1 tRNA gene and 1 other RNA gene are annotated in these 352 nt (G+C 46.6%); both read left to right on the top strand.

The features are described from left to right. The first annotated feature begins 2 nt into the window (after nt 1–2). A tRNA-Pro gene (locus tag H3T96_RS14650) sits at nt 3–79 on the top strand. Nucleotides 80–119: 40 nt separating this feature from the next. Then, a non-coding RNA gene (locus tag H3T96_RS14645) (RtT sRNA) lies at nt 120–244 on the top strand. The last annotated feature ends 108 nt before the right edge of the window (nt 245–352 follow it).

Below are 352 nucleotides of genomic sequence, written 5' to 3'. Positions count from 1 at the left end.
AACGGCGAGTAGCGCAGCTTGGTAGCGCAACTGGTTTGGGACCAGTGGGTCGGAGGTTCGAATCCTCTCTCGCCGACCAATTTTAAATAAAAAAGCTTACTCATTGAGTAGGCTTTTTTATTATCTGCATTTTGAGAGGATGAGAACCGACTGGAGGTTCGAGCCGAGCGTAGCGAGACAACGTTGCTTTAGCAACGACCCGTAGGGCGAGCATGAAATGCGAGTAATCCTCTCTCGCCGACCAATTTTAAATAAAAAAGCCTACTCTGAAGTGACCCCATAAAGTTGGACACTTTTATTAAGCGGCTTGTAAGGCCTGATTTCGATATTCAACCGGAGTCAGGCCTTTTAA

The organism is Gilliamella sp. W8136 (assembly GCF_016101285.1).
GTDB classification, from domain to species: Bacteria; Pseudomonadota; Gammaproteobacteria; order Enterobacterales; family Orbaceae; genus Gilliamella; species Gilliamella apicola_N.
The sequence above is the reverse complement of the archived record's forward strand: the minus strand, read 5'-3'. Positions and strand labels throughout refer to the sequence as shown.